At 52.4% G+C, this 24,274-nt stretch carries 23 protein-coding genes; 10 read left to right on the top strand and 13 right to left on the bottom strand.

Annotation, left to right across the window (positions count from 1 at the left end):
• Positions 1–44: 44 nt before the first annotated feature.
• The 5 genes from E1B03_RS01980 to cpxP all read right to left on the bottom strand — a co-directional run bounded on the left by E1B03_RS01980 (position 45) and on the right by cpxP (position 4,787).
• Positions 45–794, bottom strand: coding sequence for a CDP-diacylglycerol diphosphatase (locus E1B03_RS01980; protein WP_133085608.1), 750 nt, complete (start codon positions 792–794; stop codon positions 45–47).
• Between the two features lie 104 nt (positions 795–898).
• Complete coding sequence (gene sbp, locus E1B03_RS01975) at positions 899–1,888, bottom strand: sulfate/thiosulfate ABC transporter substrate-binding protein Sbp (RefSeq protein ID WP_133085607.1); 990 nt, start codon at positions 1,886–1,888, stop codon at positions 899–901.
• Positions 1,889–2,088: 200 nt separating this feature from the next.
• Complete coding sequence (pfkA, locus tag E1B03_RS01970; protein ID WP_079939320.1) at positions 2,089–3,051, bottom strand: 6-phosphofructokinase; 963 nt, start codon at positions 3,049–3,051, stop codon at positions 2,089–2,091.
• A 185-nt stretch (positions 3,052–3,236) separates the two neighbouring features.
• Entirely contained in the window at positions 3,237–4,139 is a 903-nt protein-coding gene (gene fieF / locus E1B03_RS01965; protein WP_103771937.1) for a CDF family cation-efflux transporter FieF, read from the bottom strand.
• A 147-nt stretch (positions 4,140–4,286) separates the two neighbouring features.
• Positions 4,287–4,787 (bottom strand): cell-envelope stress modulator CpxP, encoded by a 501-nt coding sequence (gene cpxP, locus E1B03_RS01960; protein WP_103771936.1) that lies wholly within the window; start codon positions 4,785–4,787, stop codon positions 4,287–4,289.
• A gap of 150 nt (positions 4,788–4,937) precedes the next feature.
• On the opposite strand from cpxP, the gene cpxR reads away from it, so the two are divergent.
• Both cpxR and cpxA read left to right on the top strand, forming a co-directional pair.
• Positions 4,938–5,636, top strand: coding sequence for an envelope stress response regulator transcription factor CpxR (gene cpxR / locus E1B03_RS01955; RefSeq protein WP_006686193.1), 699 nt, complete (start codon positions 4,938–4,940; stop codon positions 5,634–5,636).
• Complete coding sequence (gene cpxA / locus E1B03_RS01950; protein WP_003028758.1) at positions 5,633–7,006, top strand: envelope stress sensor histidine kinase CpxA; 1,374 nt, start codon at positions 5,633–5,635, stop codon at positions 7,004–7,006. Before cpxR ends, cpxA begins: the two co-directional genes overlap by 4 nt.
• A gap of 40 nt (positions 7,007–7,046) precedes the next feature.
• Here the strand turns inward: cpxA and E1B03_RS01945 are convergent, their stop codons facing one another.
• The 4 genes from E1B03_RS01945 to yiiM all read right to left on the bottom strand — a co-directional run bounded on the left by E1B03_RS01945 (position 7,047) and on the right by yiiM (position 10,985).
• Complete coding sequence (locus tag E1B03_RS01945) at positions 7,047–8,297, bottom strand: MFS transporter (protein WP_133087183.1); 1,251 nt, start codon at positions 8,295–8,297, stop codon at positions 7,047–7,049.
• Between the two features lie 117 nt (positions 8,298–8,414).
• Positions 8,415–9,371: a sugar phosphate isomerase/epimerase family protein gene (locus E1B03_RS01940; protein WP_133087182.1), complete on the bottom strand. Its 957-nt coding sequence runs from the start codon at positions 9,369–9,371 to the stop codon at positions 8,415–8,417.
• A gap of 7 nt (positions 9,372–9,378) precedes the next feature.
• The gene (locus tag E1B03_RS01935) at positions 9,379–10,083 is read right to left on the bottom strand and encodes a GntR family transcriptional regulator (protein WP_103771935.1); all 705 of its coding nucleotides are present in this window, start codon (positions 10,081–10,083) and stop codon (positions 9,379–9,381) included.
• Positions 10,084–10,310: 227 nt separating this feature from the next.
• A complete protein-coding gene (gene yiiM, locus E1B03_RS01930; protein ID WP_133085606.1) occupies positions 10,311–10,985 on the bottom strand; it encodes a 6-hydroxyaminopurine reductase in 675 nt (224 codons plus the stop codon).
• Positions 10,986–11,137: 152 nt separating this feature from the next.
• On the opposite strand from yiiM, the gene E1B03_RS01925 reads away from it, so the two are divergent.
• Positions 11,138–12,034, top strand: coding sequence for a dihydrodipicolinate synthase family protein (locus tag E1B03_RS01925; protein WP_103771933.1), 897 nt, complete (start codon positions 11,138–11,140; stop codon positions 12,032–12,034).
• 41 nt (positions 12,035–12,075) lie between these two features.
• Here E1B03_RS01925 and kdgT read toward each other — a convergent pair whose 3' ends face one another.
• Both kdgT and sodA read right to left on the bottom strand, forming a co-directional pair.
• Entirely contained in the window at positions 12,076–13,059 is a 984-nt protein-coding gene (gene kdgT, locus E1B03_RS01920; protein ID WP_043018906.1) for a 2-keto-3-deoxygluconate transporter, read from the bottom strand.
• 236 nt (positions 13,060–13,295) lie between these two features.
• The gene (gene sodA / locus E1B03_RS01915; RefSeq protein WP_133085605.1) at positions 13,296–13,916 is read right to left on the bottom strand and encodes a superoxide dismutase [Mn]; all 621 of its coding nucleotides are present in this window, start codon (positions 13,914–13,916) and stop codon (positions 13,296–13,298) included.
• 255 nt (positions 13,917–14,171) lie between these two features.
• On the opposite strand from sodA, the gene E1B03_RS01910 reads away from it, so the two are divergent.
• On the top strand, positions 14,172–15,593 hold the full coding sequence (locus tag E1B03_RS01910; RefSeq protein ID WP_133085604.1) for an L-fucose/L-arabinose isomerase family protein: 1,422 nt from the start codon (positions 14,172–14,174) through the stop codon (positions 15,591–15,593).
• Positions 15,594–15,794: 201 nt separating this feature from the next.
• Entirely contained in the window at positions 15,795–16,829 is a 1,035-nt protein-coding gene (rhaT, locus tag E1B03_RS01905) for an L-rhamnose/proton symporter RhaT (RefSeq protein WP_003028737.1), read from the top strand.
• Here the strand turns inward: rhaT and rhaR are convergent.
• Together rhaR and rhaS are read right to left on the bottom strand one after the other, a co-directional pair.
• Entirely contained in the window at positions 16,826–17,674 is an 849-nt protein-coding gene (gene rhaR / locus E1B03_RS01900; RefSeq protein WP_103771931.1) for an HTH-type transcriptional activator RhaR, read from the bottom strand. The two genes, rhaT and rhaR, sit on opposite strands and share 4 nt — an antisense overlap.
• Positions 17,675–17,821: 147 nt before the next feature.
• The gene (rhaS, locus tag E1B03_RS01895) at positions 17,822–18,670 is read right to left on the bottom strand and encodes an HTH-type transcriptional activator RhaS (protein ID WP_103771930.1); all 849 of its coding nucleotides are present in this window, start codon (positions 18,668–18,670) and stop codon (positions 17,822–17,824) included.
• Positions 18,671–18,970: 300 nt separating this feature from the next.
• Here rhaS and rhaB point away from each other — a divergent pair, with 300 nt between their 5' ends.
• From rhaB to rhaM, 5 genes are all read left to right on the top strand, one after another.
• On the top strand, positions 18,971–20,440 hold the full coding sequence (rhaB, locus tag E1B03_RS01890; protein ID WP_103771929.1) for a rhamnulokinase: 1,470 nt from the start codon (positions 18,971–18,973) through the stop codon (positions 20,438–20,440).
• On the top strand, positions 20,437–21,696 hold the full coding sequence (gene rhaA / locus E1B03_RS01885; protein WP_133085603.1) for an L-rhamnose isomerase: 1,260 nt from the start codon (positions 20,437–20,439) through the stop codon (positions 21,694–21,696). Before rhaB ends, rhaA begins: the two co-directional genes overlap by 4 nt.
• 143 nt (positions 21,697–21,839) lie before the next feature.
• Positions 21,840–22,667, top strand: a complete 828-nt coding sequence (gene rhaD, locus E1B03_RS01880) for a rhamnulose-1-phosphate aldolase (RefSeq protein ID WP_133085602.1) — start codon at positions 21,840–21,842, stop codon at positions 22,665–22,667.
• Positions 22,668–22,810: 143 nt separating this feature from the next.
• Entirely contained in the window at positions 22,811–23,959 is a 1,149-nt protein-coding gene (gene fucO, locus E1B03_RS01875; protein ID WP_103771926.1) for a lactaldehyde reductase, read from the top strand.
• Positions 23,956–24,270 (top strand): L-rhamnose mutarotase, encoded by a 315-nt coding sequence (gene rhaM, locus E1B03_RS01870; RefSeq protein ID WP_133085601.1) that lies wholly within the window; start codon positions 23,956–23,958, stop codon positions 24,268–24,270. Before fucO ends, rhaM begins: the two co-directional genes overlap by 4 nt.
• Positions 24,271–24,274 lie beyond the last annotated feature (4 nt).

Here is a 24,274-nt window from a genome sequence, read left to right as displayed (position 1 = left end):
AATACGGGGACAGGCATGCGGAGTAAACGCCAGATTAGGTGGGTTTAACGCAGAATATCACATTGATGATCCTGAATTTCCTCAGCAGAGGCGAGATTCAGCGCCAACAGATTACGCTGAGTCGCCAGCAGGACAAAGGACTCATCGCTCTGGCGCACCATCGCCAGCGCATAGCTGCCCATATGCTCACGCGCATCCGGCACCTCTTCTGCCAGCATCATAAACGGGCTGCGTTGTGCCAGTTCGTTTTCCGTAACGCGGCGTGCCAGATATTCATGACCGCGCAGCCCACCAGGTAAAGGCAGCCAGCGGGTGCTGATTTTCGCCAGATTGTCATCCAGTTGCTTTCTGACATCAGTGCGCAGGCAGGAGATATGAATGTGCAGGTGATTTTGCGTACGCCCACTACGCGAGTTAATGGTCAGAGAAACCGCTTTGTCAGGGATCTCCTGGCCGTATTTTTGGCTCATAAAGCTGCGCGCCTGCCAGGCCAGCCAGAAAAAGTTCGGCGTGCCTGATTTCAACAACAGCGGGCTTTCCGTACCGTTGATCCGCCAGGTAGGCATCAACAGATATTGCAGTGGCCCGTTACGGTCTTTGAATACCACATATCCGGCATCTGGCTTTACTTCTGCGCATGGTGCAGGATCCTGCTGCTGCAGCTGGTGCGGCAGGCATTGCTGAAGAACAATCTGGCGTAATGCGTCCGGGTTGCCGGTGTATTTCCAGTATCCGATACCTGCAGCGGCGGCGACCACAATCACCGCCAGTAAAAGATAGCCTGCTTTTTTCATTACGCGTTCCCTGTATCCCATTGAAGGGCAAGAGTAACGCAAAACCATGACAAATAAAAAACCCGGTCGCGTTAAGCCACCGGGTTGGTAAATCACAGACTGATTTATCGTTTGCTGATCTGGTCGAACGTACCACCGTTAGAGAAATGCTCTTTCTGCGCTTTCGTCCAGCCGCCAAACTCTTCGTCGATGGTGAACAACTTCAGCTTCGGAAATGTGTTTTCGTATTTCTTCGCAACGTCTGCATCACGTGGACGATAGTAGTTTTTCGCTGCAATTTCCTGGCCTTCCGGGGAGTAGAGATACTTCAGATAGGCTTCCGCTACCGCCTTGGTGTCTTTCTTTTCCACCACTTTATCGACGACGGAAACGGTCGGCTCCGCGAGGATAGATTCACTTGGCGTCACAATCTCGAATTTGTCTTTACCCAGCTCGTTCGTTGCCAACAGCGCTTCGTTTTCCCAGGCGATCAGCACATCACCGATACCACGTTCAACGAAGGTATTGGTTGAGCCACGCGCACCAGAATCCAGCACTTCAACGTTCTTATACAGAGCCTTCACAAAGTCCTGTGCTTTGGCCTGATCGTTATTGTTGTGGTGTAAGGCGTAGCCCCATGCCGCCAGATAGTTCCAGCGAGCCCCGCCGGAGCTTTTCGGATTGGGTGTAATAACCGACACGCCAGGTTTTATCAGATCGTTCCAGTCATGAATTTGTTTGGGGTTGCCTTTACGGACCAGGAACACGATGGTGGAGGCGTACGGCGCAGAGTTATCCGGCAGGCGTTTAATCCAGTTTTTATCGATACGACCCCGTTCAGCAATGGCATCCACGTCGTAAGCCAGCGCCAGCGTCACGACATCGGCTTCAATGCCGTTGATGACGGAGGTCGCCTGTTTACCCGAACCGCCGTGTGACTGGCGGATCACAACGTTGTCGCCCGTTTGCTGCTTCCAGTGCGCGCTGAAGGCCTTATTGTACTGCTCGTACAGTTCCCGCGTTGGATCGTACGATACGTTAAGTAACTGAATATCCTTTGCCAGAACGCTGGTCGATGCCAGCAATAATGTTAACCCTACGCCCCATTTGTTCATCGCCCAGCTCTCTTATGTCGTGTTGTGATGAGCAAAGCGTGCCAGAAAGGCATCCAAACATTAAAGAATAAAAAAAGATTTGCTATAACTTAGGGGAATATATGGAGTCGGTTTTTTGCCTGATGGCGCTACGCTTATCAGGCCTACGATTTGCATCATGTAGGCCGGATAAGGCGCAAGCCGCCATCCGGCAATTGCAATTAATACAGTTTTTTCGCGCAGTCCAGCCAGTCACCTTTGAACGGACGCTTCATGTTTTCGATAGCATCGATGATGTCGTGGTGAACCAACTGCTCGTTCTGAATACCGACACAGCGACCGCCGTGACCTTCCAGCAGAAGTTCAATAGCATAGGCGCCCATGCGGGATGCCAGGATACGGTCGTAAGGAACCGGGGAACCACCACGCTGAATGTGACCCAGCACGGTTGAACGCGTTTCGCGGCCCGTTTCTTTCTCGATGTAATGCGCCAGTTCGTCAACGTCACACATGTGCTCGGTGATCGCTACGATTGCGTGTTTTTTACCCTTCGCGATACCTGCTTTGATTTCAGCAACCAGATCGTCACGGCTGAATTCCACTTCAGGAACCACCACGAACTCACAGCCACCGGCAATGGCAGCCGCCAGGGTCAGATCGCCACAGTAGCGACCCATCACTTCAACGATGGAAATACGCTGGTGAGAAGAAGAGGTATCACGCAGACGGTCAATCGCTTCAACTACGGTACCCAGAGCGGTGAAGTAACCGATAGTGTAGTCGGTACCTTTGATATCGTTGTCGATAGTGCCCGGCAGACCAATGCATGGGAAGCCCATTTCAGTCAGGCGTTTTGCACCCAAATAGGAACCGTCACCACCGATAACAACCAGCGCATCAATGCCACGCTTTTTCAGGTTTTCGATAGCTACCGCGCGTACGTTTTCGTCGCGGAATTCCGGGAAGCGGGCTGAACCGAGGAAAGTACCGCCACGGTTGATCATGTCGGACACGCTGTAGCGGTCAAGTTGAACCATTCGGTCTTCATACAAACCCAGGTAGCCATCATGGATCCCCATGACTTCCAGCCCTTCCGTCAACGCTGCACGTACAACACCACGGATTGCTGCGTTCATGCCCGGCGCATCACCGCCGCTTGTCAACACACCGATTTTCTTAATCATGACTACCTCTGAACTTTGGAATGCAAAATGAAATCTGCTGCCGGAAGTCGATTCCGCATATCGAAACGATCCAACGAATATGCAGATAGTATAACAATCACTTCCTGCTGAATTGATTCAGGTCAGGCCAAATGGTGGTAATTTATACACAAAATGCTGGCCTGGTTCACTTTTTTTACAACGAATTATGAAAGCTCAAACATCTTGCCTTCCTTGGGTACGACAGAACAGGGATCCTGATGAATGATGACATCCGATCCCGGGAAACGCCGTAAAATTGCCTGCTCAACCTGTTCAGCCACTAAATGCGCCTGAACGAGCGGCAGATTATCTTCCATTTCCAAATGAATCTGAATAAAGCGGGTCGGCCCTGACTGCCGCGTGCGAAGATCGTGAGCGCCGCTGACGCCAGGCCATGACGTCACGATATCAATAATTTCCTGACGTTCCTCATCGGGTAAAGCGCGATCCAATAAAGACTGCACCGCCTCATACCCCATGCGTAATGCGCTATATAAAATATAGATGCCAATCCCGAGCGCAAACAAGGCATCTGCGCGATGCCAGCCATACCATGCCAGACCAAGCGCAACGAGAATCGCACCGTTCATCATAACATCAGACTGATAATGAAGCATATCCGCCCTAACGGCCTGACTTTGCGTACGCTTCACCACCCAGCGCTGAAACGAGACCAGAATGATTGTACACACTAATGCAATGATGGTGACCACCACCCCAACGCCAGGATCTTTCATCGGCGTGGGTTGGATAAGATGCTGAATCCCGGTCAGGAATAAAAACAGCGCCGAACCGGAAATAAACATGCTTTGCGCCAGCGCCGCCAGCGATTCCGCTTTTCCGTGTCCGAACGTATGTTCATCATCGGCCGGTTGCAAAGAATAGCGCACCACCAACAGGTTGGTTAACGACGCCGCAATGTCCACCAGAGAATCCACCAGCGCAGCCAGAATACTGACCGATCCGGTGTACCACCACGCAAAAATTTTGATCAAAAGTAACAGCGATGCCATCACGGTCGCCGCGATTGCCGCCCGGCTAACCAGCCGCCCATAGGTTTGATTCATAAACACTCCTGCCAGGATATGCCGCTAGTATAACGGATGAAGTAAAACAGTCAGGCAATAACCGAGTGACAAATTTTGGGCAAAAAAAACCCCCACATCATGTGGGGGAAGACAGGGATGGTGTCTATGGCAAGGAAAACAGGGGTACTACTGGGAACGTGAGTTGCTACTACTCAATAAATTCAACGATGAGCTATTTTTCCAGTGCGCTACGTCGCGCAGTTGCTCCATTCGTTGTTCATGTTTCTCATTTAAAACCGCTTGCTGCTCGGGCGTTAACAGGCGATACATCTGGTTGCGGACCTTGGCTATTTCAACCTGGCGGGCAACCTGTTCTTGCGCCATTCTTTCTGCCTGAGCGCGCACAGCGCTTTCATCAAATTTCTCTGCGGTGACAAGGCGATGCATTGTCTCCATTTCGCTAACATTAACAGGAGGCTGTTCGTGTCTTGCCTGCTGCATTAAATCTCGCATCTGTTGACGTTGATGTTCGGTTAAACTGATACCGTCAAACATGTGGCTCTGAACGCTGCGTTGCGCGGAGCCTTCACCCAGGTGCCAGTGATCGCCTGTGACGACTTCAGCTGCATGGCTTAAAGTACTGAATGCCAGCGTTGAGGCCATGACGGCAGCGGTAACTTTGCCCATCACTTGCTCCCAAAATCTTTTCTGTCGCGATTCAACGAGAGACAGTTTACGATTCGGGCTGCAAACATGCGTCAGGGGGTGTAAAACAACGTAAAGTCATAGATTAGCGACGCCTGATGACGTAATTTCTGCCTCGGAGGTACGTAAACAATGAATAAAATCCTGTTAGTTGATGATGACCGAGAGCTGACTTCCCTGTTAAAGGAGTTGCTCGAAATGGAAGGTTTCGATGTGCTGGTTGCCTATGATGGGGAACAGGCGCTTGAGCTTCTGGATGACAGCATCGATTTACTTTTGCTCGACGTCATGATGCCAAAGAAAAATGGCATTGATACGCTGAAAGCACTTCGTCAGACACACCAGACACCCGTAATCATGCTGACCGCTCGCGGCAGCGAATTGGATCGCGTACTTGGCCTTGAGCTGGGCGCGGACGACTATTTACCCAAACCGTTTAACGACCGTGAACTGGTCGCGCGCATCCGCGCTATTCTGCGTCGCTCACACTGGAGCGAACAGCAGCAGAATAGCGACAACGGCTCGCCGACGCTGGAAGTGGATGCGTTAAGCCTTAACCCAGGTCGCCAGGAAGCCAGCTTTGACGGGCAAACCCTGGAGTTAACCGGCACCGAATTCACCCTGCTCTATTTGCTGGCACAGCATCTCGGTCAGGTGGTTTCGCGTGAACACCTGAGCCAGGAAGTGCTGGGCAAACGCCTGACGCCTTTCGATCGCGCGATCGATATGCATATCTCGAACCTGCGTCGTAAGCTGCCAGAGCGTAAAGACGGTCACCCGTGGTTTAAAACCCTGCGCGGTCGCGGCTACCTGATGGTCTCCGCTTCATGATAGGGAGCTTAACCGCGCGCATCTTTGCCATCTTCTGGTTGACGCTGGCACTGGTGTTGATGTTGGTACTGATGTTACCCAAGCTCGATTCACGCCAGATGACCGAGCTACTGGACAGCGAGCAGCGCCAGGGGTTGATGATTGAGCAACACGTAGAAGCTGAACTGGCGAACGATCCACCCAACGATTTGATGTGGTGGCGTCGCTTGTTTCGGGCGATAGACAAGTGGGCACCGCCGGGACAGCGGTTATTACTTGTTACGACAGAAGGACGCGTGATCGGCGCAGAACGCAACGAAATGCAGATCATTCGTAACTTTATTGGTCAGGCCGATAACGCCGACCATCCGCAAAAGAAAAAATACGGTCGCGTTGAGATGGTCGGGCCTTTCTCCGTCAGAGACGGTGAAGATAACTACCAGCTGTATCTCATTCGACCTGCCAGCAGCTCACAATCTGACTTTATCAACCTGCTGTTCGACCGACCGCTGTTGTTGCTGATCGTCACCATGTTAGTCAGCTCTCCGCTATTGCTCTGGCTTGCCTGGAGTCTGGCGAAACCAGCGCGTAAGTTGAAAAACGCGGCGGATGAAGTGGCTCAGGGCAACCTGCGTCAGCATCCGGAGCTGGAAGCCGGCCCGCAGGAGTTTCTGGCGGCAGGCGCCAGCTTTAACCAGATGGTGACGGCGCTGGAGCGAATGATGACCACGCAGCAACGCCTGCTGTCGGACATCTCTCACGAGTTGAGAACGCCGCTGACGCGTCTACAGCTGGGCACCGCGCTGCTGCGCCGTCGTAGCGGTGAGAGCAAAGAGCTGGAGCGTATTGAAACTGAAGCGCATCGGCTGGACAGCATGATCAACGACCTGCTAGTGATGTCACGTAATCAGCAGAAAAACGCGCTGGTCAGTGAAACGGTGAAAGCCAATCAGCTGTGGGGCGAAGTGCTGGATAACGCCGCCTTTGAAGCCGAGCAGATGGGTAAATCGCTCACGGTGAATTTCCCGCCGGGTCCGTGGCCGCTGTACGGCAACCCAAATGCGCTGGAAAGTGCGCTGGAAAACATTGTGCGCAATGCCCTGCGTTACTCACACACGAAGATTGAAGTTGGCTTCGCGGTGGATATCGACGGGATTACCATCACCGTGGATGACGATGGTCCGGGCGTTAGCCCTGAAGACCGGGAACAGATTTTCCGTCCGTTCTATCGTACCGATGAGGCGCGCGATCGCGAGTCCGGCGGAACGGGTCTGGGTCTGGCGATTGTTGAAACCGCAATCCAGCAGCATCGTGGCTGGGTAAAGGCCGAAGACAGCCCACTGGGTGGTTTACGGCTGGTGATTTGGTTGCCACTGTATAAACGCGCTTAACTGGCTTCCCCGGTCACATCGCACCGGGGAAGCACTCACCTTATGCTGTCGCCGTTTCAGCCGCCAGCTTTTGCTTTTTAATCCGCTTCACCAGAATTGTTGAACAGATAAAGCCCATTAAGCTGAACGCAATCATCACGCTAAAGACATAGTTGTAGCCCGTGATGCCGCTATTGGTATCGAGTAAATAGCCGTATAACGTATATGCAAACATGGCGGGCATATAACCGATGATACAGCCAAATGCCATTGCCGAACCGGCATACTCACGCGGGGTCCCGATCTCATCCATCGGCGCGAAGAAAATGGCGCGCTGAGAGAAGATAATCGCCCCAAACCCTAAAGTCGCCACCATACCGATATATACGTTCATTGTTTGATGCGGTAACTGCATGAAAACAAGCATCGCAACGGCGGAGATCAAAAACGTCCACTTCAGGTATACCGTCGGCGATTTAGCCACCTTATCCGCCAATAGCCCCCCAATCGGTCCTCCCACCATTTTCAACGCATACTGGTTGATGATGCCGTACGCCCCGACGAGTGCTACCGGCAGCATGTAGATGTCTTTTAAGAACGGAATGAAGTAAGTCAGCCCACAATATGCGGCGTAAACGAAGAAAATCCCTAAAGAAGCCAGCCAGACGTTAGGGCAAGACAACACATGTTTGATACCTTTTAACACTTCCATGTTGGCGCTGGTTTTCTCGCCGCCTTTCACTTTGTCATCATCGACAATAAAGTACGTCACAATGCCCGCCGCAAGCGTGATGACCGTATAAAACAGCAGACCCGCCTGCATCCCCGCCTTACCTTCACCAAACTGGACGAAGACAAACAGAGCGCCAGAGGCCACGATGACATCCACCACGCCGCGTCCAGCTTCTAAAAAGCCGAACATGCGGCCTTGTTCTTCTTTCGTACCCAGCAGACGCACGGCTTTCAGCAATACCGGCCAGTAAACCACATCGGCAAAGAACGCCATTGCGGCAAAGCAAATGAGATAACCAGTAAATGACGGTAGCGTTGCCAGATATAAACCGCAAAGTCCTACCCCAATCAGACCGAATGGTAATAATATTTTCTTGGAGTAACGGTCTGCGATATAGAGCGAAAGAAAAAGCCCGGTTGTTTGAACAATCGTATAAACAGTAAAACTCAAGCCAATTTGTGTATTAGTTAAACCCCAGTCACTTTGCATTGGCACATAAAAAACATCTTTCATACTTGAAAGTTTAAATATTGTGCCGCCGCCTAAAATCAAAAAACAGAGCCTTGCCCATTTATTCATGAACATGAGTAACCCCTCATTGCTTGTTGAGAGAAATATTTAAATTAAATTATATAGACAATAAATTCAGAGAGTTATTTTTCATAACTCTTTCACATTTAATATATTTAAAGAAACTTATTGGTAATCTGTAAATTTTTTACACAAGTCACGAATGTATTGTATTTGAGCCAGAGCATGTTCTTTTTCCTGCGCCAATCGCGCATCAATCATGTCAGCGTCGGGCAGCGGCGTATAGCTTGCATCGCGCCACGGGATCCATGGATTATCGCCCTCATCGTCGAAACGAAATGCCGGAGCATAATATTCAACTTCTTCTTCCAGACCAAAAGCATGTACTTGCGGCTTATCTTCACCTAAGAGTAATAGTGCTTTGAGCATCTCTTCCATAGGTAAGTCGCCGTATCCTGAACGACAAGCTTCATGCCCCCAGCCTTTACCTTCTTTAATAATTTTTGCGTCTTTGATATGCACCTGAGTGATCAAAGAAGACATGACCTCTAACGCAGAAAGCGGCTGCTCATTAGCGTTAATCATGTTGCCAAAATCAAACAAAATAGAGAGATTCTTCATCCTACTATTATTCACCAGCGTCACCAGCTCATGACCTTGCAGATCTTCATGCTGTTCGATAGTAAAACTTAATCCGCAATCGTCATACTGAGACAGCCATGCAATATCATTGGCAATCTTCGCCATAACATCGTTCAGATGCCCTTCATAACGCGGGTAGAACCGAACTGACGTTGCGCCAGTTGCCACAGCAATACGGATCGCATCGGTCAATGTCGCCTGGTCCGATGCGCTCGTTTCAATGTGCACATCCAGGTTATATTTTTGAGCCTTCTCTTTAAAATCGTGTAACTGCCGATCGTTAAGTTTTTGCAGTGATTGGGATTCACCATCCTCAACATGTATTTTCACACCCTTCAATTGCTGCTGATGCGCAATATCCAGAAGATCGCCCGGCAAGACTCTCTCATAGCGCATATTCAGATGAAAGGCATAAGCATGTAGGTACAGTGGTATATTTCTCGCACGTTCAGCGAGAAGTTCTTGGTTACATTTTCCCATAGTTTTCTCATTCATCACGAATAACAAGTTCCACTGATTCAAGTCGCCAGTATTCAAAGTCAACCTGAACCACTTTTTTATCTCGGGTAGCCCGATGTTTTTCTACTAAAATTCCATATGTATTAGGCGCCACGCCCAGTTCTTTGCAGGCCACTTCCGGCATATTGATCGGTTTAAAAATCATTTCTTTGATATTTAAAACATGACCGAACGCATCTTCCCAGACGCTGGCAAAAGACTGATTGCCAAGTTTGTTTATGAATCCTGGTGCAACATCAGCATCAATATAGGACTCATGGTAAAACACTTTATGTGAATCAAGGCCACACCAGCCGGTAACTAAATAGCGATCGCCGGAGGAGAGAAAAACATCATCAACATGGTGTGGAACCGTCTCAATCGTTTCTTTGGTCAAATAATCCCAAAAAGGTTTACGCCCCTGAGCACAGGCTTCGGCATTGAAGCTGGAAAGTGATTTAGGGTTATAAATAAATCGCTTCGATGAAATAAACCAACCACTGCGGTTCTTTCGGAAAATACGCGCATCAATCTCAAGCTCAATCAGAACCTGCCGTAAGGTCATGCGCTTGGCATCCAGTAGCTCACATAACTCTCTCTCAGAAGGCAATTTGGAGCCGGCTGGCAAATTATTCTCGTTTAACCAGTTTTCAAAGCGCTCCCTGAGCACATCAACATTGTTTTTCTTTTTCATCTCGCCCATCTGGTTTAAACCAATTTGAAGCTAAGATATTTGAGTGCCGGAAATACTCAAGTTTTTTTTCAACGCAGAGTTTCTTTTTGTGGACCAGGTATCAAGAATGACCTGAAAACATGACGGGACAGGCAGGTTTTTTACACGCTTTAGTACACCGCGATAACAACCACAAGAGAGGCAAATCAGGTGTTGCCACCTGATTTAATTGCAAGATAAAGGTGGGTTTATTTTCCCCACAAACGGCGGGAATTGTCTTCGATCTTGCCGCTTAAACGACGCTTTTGCATCGTTCTGGTCCAGCTTTTCGATAACCCGGCAGCAGACAGTAGACGATGATACTGCGAGTCATCAAACGGCATATGCCAGGCAATCGCAATCGCCTCCCGCACGCTGACGTCACTGACGCGTGACGCCAGGATCAACGGTGCGTCTGCCGACACCTGACCGGGAGCGATGACGCTGCATAGCCAGCCTGTCTTGCCTGCATCCTGCATCTGGCTGGCCATATCGCTGATGCCAAAATGGAAATTCAGCTTAAAGCACGGCGAGCGCGGCTGCGTAACCTGAATCAGCGCGTCTCCCCACTGGAAAATATCGCCAATAAAGACATTCTCTTCCGTTAACCCCTCCGTAGAGAGATTCTCACCAAACGCGGGCGCGACAAATTGCTCCGCCTGCTGCAAAAACGCTTGTCTCCAGTGCTGATAGTGTTCACGCGGATAATGGCACAACGCGCGATCCGGCCCGCCGTGAATTTTTGTTTCCGCCTGCTCATCACCCGTCAGCCCCAGTTCGGTCAGCATCAACTCACCGTCAACCTGGACCTTAGCAATCGCGCTGGGACGGCTTCCCGCGTAGTCCCGAACCTTGCCAGTAAAAACATCGACCGGATATCGCATCTGTTCCCTCTCCCGATAAATTTCCCCCATTACACCACATTTATTTTACCCCAGTCGCTCAAAATGAGAGCACGGTTCACATGAAAGTTAGGGACACATGTTATCAATGTAATCTGGTTTTGAAACATCATTTCAAATAAGGAGTCGACAACGTGACTGGTCAATCGCAATTTGCTGGCGTCTGGTGTCCTTCCATTACGCCAATGGACAATGATGGCAAGATCGATCTTAACGGTCTGAGCCAGCATCTCAAACGCCTAACCGAGGCCAAAATCGACGTGATTTTGCTGATGGGCAGCATCGGAGAATTTGCCTCCTTTACGCTCGAAGAAAGGCTGCTGCTGATCCGCGAAGCCCGCGCCATGAGCTCGCTGAAGATGGTCGCCAACGTCTCATCCACCTGCCAGAATGATGTGCTGTTGATGGCGCAGGAAGCGTATCGCGTCGGTTACGACGCCGTCATGATCCTGCCACCTTACTACTACGGGCAAACGGCAAAACAGCTGCTGAGCTACTTCCGTCAGTTGGGGCAGAAACTTAGCGGTAAATGGTTTGCCTATAACTTTCCGGCACGCACCGGCTGCGATTTAACGCCCGAGCTGGTTGCCACCCTCGCCGCCGAGTTCCCGAATTTTGCTGGCATTAAAGATACCGTCGACTGCCAGTCCCATACCCGCAGTATGATTCAGACCACCCGCGCCGTACGGGAGGATTTTGCCGTGCTGTCCGGCTATGACGAATACTACATTCCTAACCTGCTGGCAGGCGGCGCGGGGATTATTTCAGGATTAAACAACGTCATGCCGGAACTGTTTGTCAGCGCGCGGGAAGCGTTTAAGCAGGGCGACCTGGCAGCGCTTCGCGATATTCAGGACCAAATTGGCACCTACATGTCCATCTATGCCATCGGCGAAGATTTTGTCACCACCATCAAAACCGTGGTGTCGCGTAAGTTTGGCTATTGCACCGGCGTGTCACGCAATGCCGGGGGAGAGTTGAACGAGAGCGAATGTCGAACTATCGATGAAGTCTTTGTTGTAGAAGGTTAACTCGTTAAGCCGGATGGTACAGACCATCCGGCAAAAGAGACTTATTTCACGGTACCGCGAATATCAATTTCCGCCGCCCTGGCTTTAACCCTTTTCGACCAGATGGAGGTGATAATCGGCACCAGAATTGAGGTCACAATCACCGACGTGGCGACGAGGGAAGTTGCTGCCGGTGCCATCGGTTTAAATGCCGGAACCATTTCCGCAATCAGCACCGGCGTGGCAACCGCCGCACCTGCGGAGCTGGAGGCCGCAATCCCCGCCGTACCATCGCCGCCGCCAATCAGTTTATCGGCAATAATCAAGGGGATACCGGTGATGATAATCACCGCGACACCCAGCAGAATACCCAGTACGCCAGTCTGCGCAATCACGCTCAAATCAATGGTGTTACCTAATGCGAAAGCAAAGAAAGGGATCAGCGTCTGCACCGCTTTGCTGAAGAACTCGCGCAGCTCAGGGTCCAGATTCCCCAGCGCAAAGCCAATCAGGAACGGTAATACGGCCCCTACAAACACGTGCGGTTCAAACGATGCGATCCCGGCGGTTCCCAGTATCACCATGGTCATCAGTGGGCCAGACTCCAGCGACATCAGGACAAACGCCCCGGCCTCTTCTTTGGTGCCGTACTGCTGCATAATCGAGGCATACAGCCCGCCGTTGGTCATATCCATGGCGGCCACCAGCGCCAGCGTAGATAGCCCGGCGAAGAATCCGACCTCCACACCATGTTCCGGCAGAATGCGTGAAGCAATCGCCGCGACCACCCACGCCACCAAAATCTTGGTGATGACTAACGTGCCCGACTTACGCAGTACGGTACCGGTGGCGCTTAGCTTAATCGACGCCCCCATACAAAAGAACCAGACCGCCAGGATAGGTACCGTACCGGTGATCATACCGTTGGTAAAGGAGCCGAAGTATTTCCCGGCGCCGGGGGAAAAGGTGTGACACAACGCGCCCAGGAAAAGCGGCACCAGCATCATGCCGCCTGGGATTTTCTCTATCGTTCGTTTGATCTGCATTTCCATCACCTGTAGACATAAAAATGGGGCAATTTTTATGGGCGATTGCATCTTGCTTTTGAGATGCGCCCGTCTTGATGAAAAGAAGATAGACATTCATAGAGACTATAAAAGTGATCCCACTCGCATAATAAAACCTTGTTTCAATTTAAATGGATCATTGTTTTTATATTGAGCCTGATCACAAAAAAACCCCCACAAGCATCGCTTGCAGGGGTTTCGTTAACGCGTAGAACTTATTTTTTTGCTGCGAAACGCGCGGTAGCTTCGTCCCAGTTCACCACGTTCCAGAACTCTTTGATGTAGTCTGGACGACGGTTCTGGAATTTCAGGTAGTAAGCGTGTTCCCAAACGTCCAGGCCCACGATCGGGAAGCCGGAAGCGCCAGAGATAGCTTCACCCATCAGCGGGGAATCCTGGTTAGCGGTGGAAACAACAGCCAGCTTGTCACCTTTCAGAACCAGCCACGCCCAGCCGGAGCCAAAACGGGTTGCCGCAGCTTTTTCAAATTCAGCTTTGAAGTTGTCGACGGAACCGAAGTCACGTTCAATAGCTGCTTTCAGGTCGCCCTGCAGCGTAGTACCGGTTTTCAGACCTTTCCAGAACAGGCTGTGGTTAGCGTGGCCGCCCGCGTTGTTGCGCAGTACGGTTTTCTTGTCAGCTGGCAGTTGATCCAGTTTAGCGATCAGTTCTTCAGCAGACAGGCTAGCGAATTCAGGCAGGCTTTCCAGCGCAGCGTTCGCGTTGTTTACGTAAGCCTGGTGGTGTTTGGTATGGTGGATTTCCATCGTCTGCTTATCGAAGTGCGGTTCAAGGGCATCATAAGCGTACGGCAGGGATGGCAGTGTATAACTCATAATCATCTCCAGTATTGTCGGGCGGCCAGTGTTAACGCCGCGTAAGCAGTTGGGTCATTATAGTTAATTAAATGATATTGAAAATGATTATCAATGCCGTACTTTTTACAGGGCTATTATGCGGCAAAAGTGTGAGCATCACTGGGAAAATCAGGTGAATTTTGCCAACCTGTGTAGAAAACAGGCAGCGACATGAAGGACATGGGAGATAAAGCACGACATAGTCTGAGAATTATCTCACAAGGAAATATTGCTATGTCTGTCAACATTGCCCTTTTTGGTATCGGCCTCGACACATACTGGCCCCAGTTTACAGGCCTGGAGTCACGTCTTCAGGGCTACCTGCAAACAATTGATGAGCGTCTGACGGCACAACAAGCCACCGTGATTAATGGCGGCCTGATTGATAACGTCGATAAAGCCGATGCCCTTATCAAGCGGTTGCAACAGCAGTCAGTCGATGCGGTCTGCCTTTACATCAGCACCTACGCGCTCAGCTCAACGGTGCTCCCCCTTGTGCAAAGCATCAATAAACCGGTCATTATTCTGGCCCTACAGCCAGAGCCAGGACTGCCCTATTCAACTATCCGTCAAATTCCCGATCGGGGCGGGCGTACTGGAGAGTGGCTGGCGCACTGTCAGGCCTGCAGCGCCCCCGAACTGGCAAACGTGTTTAACCGTGCGAATATCCGCTTTCAATTGATCGTTGGCGCATTACAGGGCGATGAGTACGTCTGGCAACAAACGGCGCAGTGGCTACAAGCCCTTAACGCTCGACAAATGTTGGCAAATTGTCAGGTCGGCGTCCTCGGACACTACTATGACGGCATGGTGGACGTTTACAGCAATATGACGAACTTGTCCGCCAAAATGGGCGTTCGCTTTAAGCCTCTGGAAATGTGTGAACTGGCAGAATATCGCGAGCAGGTCAGCGAGACAGAGCTCCATGCTAAACAGCAGGAAATGCACCGTGTACTTCAGTTGGATGCCGCCTGCGAGCCTGCAGAGCTTGACCGCGCACTCACCACAGCCTGTGCCATGGATAAACTGATTGCCCGGAATAAGCTCGGCGCACTCGCCTATTACTATGAGGGTCGTAACGGTAACGCTTATGAGAATATCATCACCTCAATAATTCTCGGCAATACGCTGCTTACACACCGTGGTATTCCCGTAGCGGGAGAATATGAAATCAAGAATGTGCTGGCGATGAAAATTCAGCAACTTTTAGGGGCTGGAGGTTCATTTTCAGAACCCTATGGTATTGAATTTACCGATGATGTTGTTTTATGGGGGCATGATGGTCCGGCACACCCGTTGATGGCGGATGGTCCGGTAAATCTGGTGCCGTTGCCGGTTTATCATGGCAAACCCGGTAAAGGTGTGTCTATTCAGATGACCGTGAAAGCTGGCCCGGTAACCTTTCTTTCGGTAATTGAAGATGCCGAAAACGGGGTGCGTTTACAGTATGCCGAAGGTGAAGCGGTGGCGGGTGAAGTTCTGGATATCGGCAACACCAACAGCCGCTATCACTTCCCGTTATCGGCTCGCGAGTTTACCACGCAATGGTGCATGGGCGGCCCAGCCCATCATTGCAGTATTGGCCTGGGGCATCATGGTGAGGTACTGGAAAAACTCGCCTGGTTACTGGGTATTCAGGCAGTAAGAATCTGCTAATCCTCAATATTTCCGCCCTTCACAAAAAGAGGGGCGGAGCCGCATTTGTGATCAACATCCCTTTCATCCCCTGAATTTTGCCAGCATTACTCATCACGCGGCAGCATACTGAAGGTTAATTTATTGCTCACTCTTTAGACTTTTGAATATCAAAACGGGTGATTTTCATCCTGCCAAATCGATAATTCAAAAGGAAACAGAATGGGTAACGCAATTACGATGGGGATAATATGGCATCTTATCGGTGCCGCTAGTGCCGCTTGTTTCTATGCCCCCTTTAAAAAGGTACAACACTGGTCCTGGGAAACCATGTGGTCCATCGGTGGCTTTGTTTCATGGCTGATCCTTCCCTGGCTCGTCAGCGCGATCCTGCTGCCGGACTTCTGGACCTATTACAGTTCATTTAGCGCGTCCACACTGCTGCCGGTATTTTTATTCGGTGCCATGTGGGGGATTGGTAACATCAACTATGGTCTGACCATGCGTTACCTCGGTATGTCGATGGGGATCGGGATCGCTATCGGCATTACGCTGATTGTTGGCACCTTAATGACGCCAATCATTGCCGGTAAATTTGACGTGCTCATCGGCACGCCTGGTGGGCGTATGACCCTGCTCGGCGTGCTGGTCGCCCTGATCGGCGTGGCGATTGTCACCCGTGCCGGACAGTTAAAAGAGCGCAAGATGGGCATCAAAGCCGAAGAGTTCAATCTGAAAAAAGGTCTGATTCTGGCGGTGATGTGCGGCTTTTTCTCCGCGGGGATGTCCTTTGCGATGGATGCGGCTAAACCCATGCATGAAGCCGCTGCAGCACTCGGTATCGATCCGCTGTATGTCGCCCTGCCAAGCTACGTCGTCATCATGGGCGGCGGTGCGGTAATCAATCTGGGATACTGCTTCATTCGTCTGGCAAAAATGAAAAATCTGTCAGTAAAAGCCGACTTCTCGTTAGCCAAGCCGCTGATTATCAGCAACATCCTGTTCTCGGCGCTTGCTGGTCTGATGTGGTATCTCCAGTTCTTCTTTTACGCCTGGGGCCATGCCAAAATTCCGGCGCAATATGACTATATGAGCTGGATGCTGCACATGAGCTTCTACGTCCTGTGCGGTGGTATCGTAGGCCTGATCATGAAAGAGTGGAGCAATGCAGGACGACGTCCGGTCAGTGTGCTAAGCCTTGGCTGCGTGGTGATCATTGTCGCGGCAAACATTGTGGGTCTGGGAATGGCCAGCTAAGCGGGCTGGGTGCTGAGATGACGCCACTGGCTTGGCGTCATCCCGGTTTCGCGCGTGAACACCACCGAAAAGTAGTTACTGTCCTCAAAGCCGCAACGCATGGAAATCTCACTAATCATCAACCGACTATGTTTGAGCAGATACTGGGCATGGCAGACCCGCACCTGGCGCAGGTACTGGTTGATGGTCATCCCGGTCTGGCTGCGAAACTGCTGGCGCAAAACGCGCTCGCTGCACCGTTCACCCTCACAAAACTTATCCAGTTCGAACGCATGTTCATGGCTACCGGCTAGCGCGGTGATCAGTTTATCCAGCAGCGTTTCACTCGAGGTCGCCGGAAGCGTATCCGTGGCGTAACGATGGCGTTTAAGATGGGTCACCAGTTGCCCGAACAGCAGCTCAGCCATGGTGAAAGCCTGCGCATCACGTTGATTACTTTCATGCTCAAGCTGGCTTATCACCTGCCGGGCCTGGGTCATGCCAACACTGCCGAGTCGCCAGTGCGGCTGCCTCGGCGTACCGTCAAATCCGGGGATCGCCCCTTGCCAGTCAACGTTCAGCGTCAATCGTTCCGGACAGTAGATGATATTTTGTAACACCAGGTCGTTAACGGAAGTGTAGGAGTGTTTATCTTCGGCACGAATGTAAAACAGATCGCCACGGGTTACCCGGTACGGGCGATCGTTAAGGACATGCAGACCATTACCGCGCCAGACCAACACCAGCTCGCAAAACTCATGGGTATGCTCAGCAAAGACATCCTGCGGATAACGATCGGCCACGGCGACAGCCTGCTGCTCATGCGCAAAAAAGTCTGATTTCAGAAGGACCAGATGGTTCGCCATCACAATATTCCCTGTCGGATGGCGGCTACGCCTTATCCGACCTACAGATTACGTGACACGTAGGCCGGATAAGGCGTAGCCGCCATCCGGCGTTAAGGGACATGATTATCTGAGATTCGGCGGTAAAAAACGTTGATAGCTTTCGCGTTACTGGAGGCTGCTTGCCACAACGAGATCGCGCCCCTGACGAATATCGCGTGGTGACCACTTGAACTCACGGCGAAAAAGCGTCGAAAAGTGGTTACTGTCGCCAAAACCGCAGAGATAGGCGATCTCTGTCACGCTGTCATCACTGTGACGAAGCAGATGCCTGGCTTTAATCAGCCGCAGACGATTAAGGTAGCGCTGCGGCGTCAGCCCTGTTTGCTGTTTAAGCTGGCGGTGCAAAGTGCGTAAAGAGAGCGAAAACTTCTCGGCCAACGCCTCCCAGCACACATCGTCGGCAAAGTTATCTTCCAGCCACGCCATCAAAAGGTTAAGACGCGCATCGTTATCAGTGGCCGCTTCCATCAGGCTGCTTTTACGCAGCAGCACCAGCAACTGCATGAACAGGATCTCGCGATTTGCCGCCGTCGGCGTATCCATCCCCTCGCCGAGCGTTTCCATCTGCCCTACCAGGTGCCGAACCTGCTGCAATACGCCCTGGTTTACACGCCAGTGGGAGGGATACTGCCCATTTTGTTCCTGAGGCAAAAGCTGATTCAGCCCGGCCAGAAATTGAAACGCATCCGGGGAGCGATACAGAACATTGGTCAGACACAGATTGTCAGTATGTTCGTATAAATGCCTGTCATGATCGCGCACGAAACACACCGTACCGCCGCTGATGGTGTAAGGCTGTCCGTTGAATACATGGATCCCCGTTCCATGCTCGACCACCACAATTTCATGAAAATCATGGTGATGCTCAGGAAACGCGGGTTGAGGAAGGCGTGGTTCGATAGCCACTGGTGCTTTACCTGTCGGAAAAAAATCCACGCAATGCAGTACGGTCATGACAGCTCCCCCTGATTAACGAATATGGCTGAATAGTAATTAAGGGTTACTACCCTCACCTTAAATTTTTGACGCCAAAGTGCGTAAACACGGTTAATTCTTCAAGAAATGGCGGGAAAGATCGGGAAATGCGGAAGACGTCACATCCGCCAAAATCCACGCTATTAGTGGAAACTGTGAACAGCATCACGTTCACCTTTGCCGTGTTGCCAGCCGCTAATTGGGGCTGTCACTGTCAAGAAGGTACGCTTTTCCCGGGGTTCTTAGACTGAGTGCAATAAAACTCAGAAGGACCTCGCTATGACTTTTCGCCATTGTGTCGCTGTCGATCTCGGCGCATCCAGTGGGCGCGTAATGCTGGCGCGTTACGACAGTGAACACCGCACCCTGACGCTGCGTGAAATCCACCGTTTCGTTAACTGTCTGCAAAAAACAGACGGTTTCGACACCTGGGACATCGACAGCCTGGAAAACGACATTCGTCTTGGTCTGAAGAAAGTCTGCGATGCAGGCATTCGGATCGACAGCATCGGCATCGATACCTGGGGCGTGGATTACGTCCTGATCGATAACGCCGGTCAACGTGTAGGTCTGCCGGTCTCTTACCGTGACAGCCGCACGACTGGCATCATGTCGCAGGCGATGGCGCAACCGGGTAAAAGTGAAATTTACCGCCGTAGCGGTATTCAGTTTCTGCCCTTTAATACCCTGTATCAGTTGCGTGCGCTGGTTGAACAGCAGCCAGAGCTGCTCCCGCAGGTGGCCCATGCCCTGCTGATCCCCGACTACTTTAGCTTTCGCCTGACCGGCGAAATGAACTGGGAATACACCAACGCCACCACCACGCAGCTCGTCAATATCAATACTGACGACTGGGATGACACGCTGCTGGCGTGGACCGGGGCAGACAAAGCCTGGTTTGGTCGCCCGACGCATCCAGGGAACGTCATTGGCTACTGGATTTGCCCGCAGAAAAATCACATTCCGGTCGTGGCCGTCGCCAGTCACGACACCGCCAGCGCGGTTATTGCTTCGCCGCTGGCCGATCAAAACAGCGCGTATCTCTCTTCTGGTACCTGGTCACTGATGGGTTTTGAGAGCAGAACGCCGTATACCAATGATGCGGCGCTGGCGGCAAACATCACCAACGAAGGAGGCGCGGAAGGGCGCTACCGTGTACTGAAAAATATTATGGGGTTATGGCTGCTCCAGCGCGTTTTAAAAGAGCGCCAGATTACCGACCTGCCAACGCTTATCACCGAAACGCAAGCGCTGCCGGCCTGCCAGTTCCTGATAAACCCGAACGACGATCGCTTTATCAATCCCGACGACATGAGCGCGGAAATTCAGGCGGCATGCCGTGAATCGGGTCAACCTGTTCCCCTGCAAAACGCCGAACTGGCGCGCTGTATCTTCGACAGCCTGGCGTTGCTGTATGCCGACATCCTGCAAGAGCTGGCACTCCTGCGTGGCGCAGCGTTTAGCCAACTGCACATCGTCGGTGGCGGCTGCCAGAACGCCTTACTGAACCAACTGTGCGCGGATGCCTGCGGTATTCGCGTGATGTCCGGGCCAATTGAGGCCTCCACGCTCGGCAATATTGGCATCCAGTTAATGACGCTGGACGAGCTTAGCAACGTCGATGATTTCCGTCAGGTTGTGCGCGCCAACTACGACCTGACCACCTTCATTCCAAATCCTGAAAGTGAAATTGCCCGCTACCAGGCGCAGTTTCAATCACTACGACAGACAAAGGAGCTTTGCGCATGACCACTCAACTTGAACAAGCCTGGGAACTGGCAAAACTGCGTTTCGCCGCGGTAGGTATTGATGTCGAGGCGGCCTTACGCCAGCTCGATCGTCTGCCGGTCTCCATGCACTGCTGGCAGGGCGATGATGTCGCCGGTTTCGAGAATCCGGAAGGCTCGCTCACTGGCGGTATTCAGGCTACCGGCAACTATCCGGGCAAAGCGCGTAACGCCAGCGAACTGCGGGCCGATCTGGAGCAGGCGCTACGCCTGATCCCAGGGCCAAAACGCCTGAATTTGCACGCGATCTATCTGGAATCGGATACGCCGGTTGCCCGCGACCAAATCAAACCTGAACATTTCAAAAACTGGGTTGAGTGGGCAAAAGCGAACCAGTTAGGGCTGGATTTCAACCCGTCCTGCTTCTCACACCCGCTGAGCGCCGACGGCTTCACGCTGGCGCATGCTGACGACACCATTCGCCAGTTCTGGATCGATCACTGCAAAGCCAGCCGTCGCGTCTCGGCGTACTTCGGCGAGCAGTTGGGCACGCCGTCGGTGATGAACATCTGGATCCCAGATGGCATGAAAGACATCACCGTTGACCGTTTAGCGCCGCGCCAGCGCCTGCTGGAAGCACTGGACGACGTGATCAGCGAGAAACTCGACCCGGCGCACCATATCGACGCCGTCGAGAGCAAACTGTTTGGCATCGGCGCTGAAAGCTACACCGTGGGCTCCAACGAATTCTACATGGGTTACGCCACCAGCCGTCAAACCGCGCTATGCCTTGATGCGGGTCACTTCCACCCGACCGAAGTGATTTCCGACAAAATCTCCGCCGCCATGCTGTACGTACCGCGCCTGCTGCTGCACGTCAGCCGTCCGGTGCGTTGGGACAGCGACCACGTCGTGCTGCTGGATGATGAAACTCAGGCGATTGCCAGCGAGATCGTCCGCCACAACCTGTTCGACCGCGTACACATTGGACTCGACTTCTTCGACGCTTCCATTAACCGCATCGCCGCGTGGGTGATTGGCACCCGCAACATGAAAAAAGCGCTGCTGCGCGCGCTGTTAGAACCGACCGAACAACTGCGTCAGCTCGAAGCCAGCGGCGACTACACCGCACGTCTGGCGCTGCTGGAAGAGCAAAAATCGCTGCCGTGGCAGGCCGTCTGGGAGATGTATTGCAAGCGCCACGACACGCCAGCGGGCAGCCAGTGGCTGGAAAGCGTGCGCGCCTATGAAAAAGAGATTTTAAGCAAACGTAGCTAACCGTGACGCCAGACTTGTAGGCCGGATAAGACGCCCCGCGTCGCCATCCGGCAATGAATGAAACACGATTGCCGGATGGCGCTTCGCTTATCCGGCCTACGTAAGACCCGATAACGTTCGGGCAATAAACAGGAACACCGAAGATGCAAAACATTACTACTTCCTGGTTCGTCCAGGGCATGATCAAAGCCACTTCCGATGCGTGGTTGAAAGGCTGGGACGAGCGTAACGGCGGTAACCTGACGCTGCGTCTGGATGAGGCAGACATTGCACCATTTAGCGCCGATTTCCATGAAAAACCGCGCTATATCGCGCTAAGTCAGCCGATGCCACTGCTGGCGAACACGCCGTTTATCGTCACCGGTTCCGGCAAATTTTTCCGCAACGTTCAGCTCGATCCGGCAGCCAATTTGGGCGTGGTGAAAGTAGACAGCGACGGCGCGGGCTACCACATCCTCTGGGGACTGACCCACGAAGCGGTACCAACTTCCGAGTTGCCTGCGCACTTCCTCTCCCACTGCGAACGCATTAAGGCGACGAACGGCAAAGACCGCGTGATCATGCACTGCCATGCCACTAACCTGATCGCCCTGACCTACGTGCTGGAAAACAACACCGCGCTGATCACCCGCAAACTGTGGGAAGGCAGCACCGAGTGCCTGGTGGTATTCCCGGATGGCGTCGGCATTCTGCCGTGGATAGTGCCGGGTACTGATGAAATCGGCCAGGCGACCGCCGAGGAAATGCAGAAACATTCGCTGGTACTGTGGCCGTTCCACGGCGTGTTCGGTAGCGGACCGACTCTCGACGAGGCGTTCGGTTTGATAGATACCGCAGAGAAATCCGCCGAGGTTCTGGTCAAAATTTATTCGATGGGCGGTATGAAGCAGACCATCACGCGCGAAGAACTGATTGCGCTTGGCAAACGTTTTGGTGTGACGCCACTGGCAAGCGCCATAGCGCTGTACTGATACCACCCCCAACCCAATGCCGGATGGCGGCTCCTTTCCCGTAGGCCCGATAAGCGCAGCGTCATCGGGCAATAACACGGCGCCGGATGGCGGCTTCGCCTGATCCGGCCTACAAAGGCTTACTATTATTAAGGAGAATATTCATGAGCTTTATGTTGGCACTGCCAAAAATTAGCCTGCATGGCGCCGGCGCGATTGCCGATATGGTGAATCTTGTGGCGAATAAGCAATGGGGCAAAGCGCTGATCGTCACTGATGGTCAACTGGTGAAGCTGGGCCTGCTGGACAGCCTGTTTGCCGCGCTGGATGAACATCAAATGTCTTACCACCTGTTTGATGAGGTGTTCCCAAACCCGACAGAAGAGCTGGTGCAGCAAGGTTTTGTGGCATATCAAAGCGCAGAATGTGACTACATTATTGCCTTCGGCGGCGGCAGCCCGATCGATACCGCTAAAGCGGTGAAGATCCTGACCGCCAACCCCGGCCCTTCTACCGCTTACTCCGGCGTAGGCAAAGTGAAAAATGCGGGTGTACCGCTGGTCGCCATCAATACCACCGCCGGTACGGCAGCAGAGATGACCAGCAACGCGGTCATTATCGACTCTGCCCGCAAGGTCAAAGAGGTGATCATCGACCCGAATATCATTCCGGATATTGCCGTGGATGACGCCAGCGTGATGCTGGAAATCCCGGCCTCCGTCACCGCCGCAACCGGTATGGACGCCCTGACCCACGCGGTGGAAGCCTATGTTTCCGTTGGCGCGCATCCGCTCACCGACGCCAACGCGCTGGAAGCAATTCGCTTAATCAACCTGTGGCTACCGAAAGCGGTCGACGATGGCCATAACCTTGAAGCCCGCGAGCAAATGGCGTTTGGTCAGTATCTGGCGGGTATGGCATTCAACAGCGCTGGTCTGGGGCTGGTGCATGCGCTGGCTCACCAGCCGGGCGCAACCCATAATCTGCCGCACGGCGTCTGCAACGCCATCCTGCTGCCGGTAATTGAAAACTTTAATCGCCCGAACGCCGTGGCGCGCTTTGCCCGCGTGGCGCAGGCGATGGGTGTCGATACCCGTGGTATGAGCGATGAAGTGGCAAGCATGGAGGCTATCAACGCGATTCGTGCGCTCAGCAAGCGTGTTGGTATTCCTGCGGGTTTTAGTTCCCTTGGCGTGACCAAAGAGGATATTGAAGGCTGGCTGGATAAAGCGTTGGCCGATCCGTGTGCGCCGTGCAACCCGCGCACCGCCAGCCGCGACGAAGTCCGCGAGCTGTATCTGGAGGCGTTATGATCCGCAAGGCCTTTGTGATGCAGGTGAATGCCGACGCGCACGTTGAGTATCAACATCGACACAATCCCATCTGGCCAGAACTGGAAGCAGTGCTGAAAAAACACGGCGCCCATCACTACGCGATTTATCTCGATCAGGAGCGCAACCTGCTGTTTGCTACCGTTGAGATTGAGTCCGAAGCGCGCTGGAATGCTGTCGCCAGCACCGACGTTTGCCAGCGTTGGTGGAAGCATATGCGTGACGTCATGCCGGCCAACCCGGACAACAGCCCGGTTAGCGCAGAGCTAAAAGAAGTGTTTTATCTGCAATAGACTT

This window comes from Citrobacter arsenatis (assembly GCF_004353845.1).
Taxonomy (GTDB): domain Bacteria; phylum Pseudomonadota; class Gammaproteobacteria; order Enterobacterales; family Enterobacteriaceae; genus Citrobacter; species Citrobacter arsenatis.
Note: the sequence above shows the minus strand (reverse complement) of the source record. Positions and strands in the feature narration are given on the sequence as shown.